The organism is Pseudonocardia sp. SID8383 (assembly GCF_009864975.1).
GTDB classification, from domain to species: domain Bacteria; phylum Actinomycetota; class Actinomycetes; order Mycobacteriales; family Pseudonocardiaceae; genus Pseudonocardia; species Pseudonocardia alni.
In genome coordinates this window covers 1-1,125 of the sequence record NZ_WWFY01000824.1, presented here as the reverse complement: position 1 = coordinate 1,125, position 1,125 = coordinate 1, and the positions used below count along the sequence as shown (strand labels likewise).

General features: G+C 75.6%; 1 protein-coding gene. It reads left to right on the top strand.

Going from position 1 to position 1,125, the window contains the following annotated elements:
* Window positions 1–1,038 (top strand): hypothetical protein (locus tag GTW08_RS19940; protein ID WP_161152371.1); only part of this gene is annotated, 1,038 nt, incomplete at its 5' end.
* Between the last annotated feature and the right edge of the window lie 87 nt (window positions 1,039–1,125).

Genomic DNA, 1,125 nt, shown 5'->3' with positions numbered 1-1,125 from the left:
GGGCCGGGCGTGCCGGACGGGACCCCGCCCGGTGGGCGTCCGCGCACCCGGGTGCTGCCGCCCGCGTCGGACACGACCCGTGCGGTCGGCCCCGGCGGTCCGGTGGGCCCGGTCGGCGGCGGACCGAACGGACCCGGTGGGTCCGGGGGCTCGGGCGGGTCCGGTGACGGCTCCGGCGACGCCTCGTCGGACACCACGAAGGCGAGTGGCCTCAAGGCCGACCTCAGCCCGACGAAGATCGCAGCCGGCGCCGGCGCGGCGATCGTCACGGCGGTGCTCGGCTCGTTCCTCGGCGCGGTCGGCACGGTGATCGGCGCGGCGCTCGGCTCGATCATCTCGACGCTGGCCACCACGCTGTTCACCCGCTCGCTCGAGGTCAGCAAGGACAAGGCACTCGAGCTGAAGGACAAGGCGACCCGGCGCGGCAAGGGCGTCGCCGAGGGCACCGCGGTCGCCGCGCAGAACGGTTCCGGCCACGGTCTCGCCGGGCCCACCGGCGAGGAGACGGTGCTGCTGGACCCGTGGCAGGCACCCGGTGGCACCACCCGTGCCGCCGGAGCGGGCCACAGCCGGTTCCGCCGGGTCCGGGTCACCCGCAAGACGGTCATCGTGTCCGCGGTGCTCGGCGTCGTCACCTTCGCGGTGTCGATGTTTCTGATCTCGGGCATCGAGTTCGTGAAGGGCTCGTCGCTGTCCGGCTCGTCCGGGACCTCGGTGAGCAACGTCGTCCGTGGCGGTGCTCCCCCCACCCAGCAGGAGAACGACCGGGGCGACGGCTCCGGGGGCGACTCGTCGACCTCGTCGTCGAGCTCGACCTCCACCGAGGAGTCGGGCACCAGCACGTCGGAGTCGTCGACCGGCACCCGTGACCGGGACTCCGGTCAGGACGGCTCGGGCTCGTCGAACCCGCTGCAGGACGGGCTGAACCGGGTCCTGCCGACCCAGCAGCCGGGCTCCGGCCAGTCGGGTCAGGACTCGGGCGGGCAGGACCCCGGCGGCCAGGGCTCGGGCGACCAGGGTTCCGGCACGCAGAACTGACCTGTGTGCCGCGGCGCCGGATCCCGGCGCCGCGGGGCCGGTCCGAGCGCGGCCGGTTCGAGCGCGGGCGGGGCCCGGCGCGGGCGG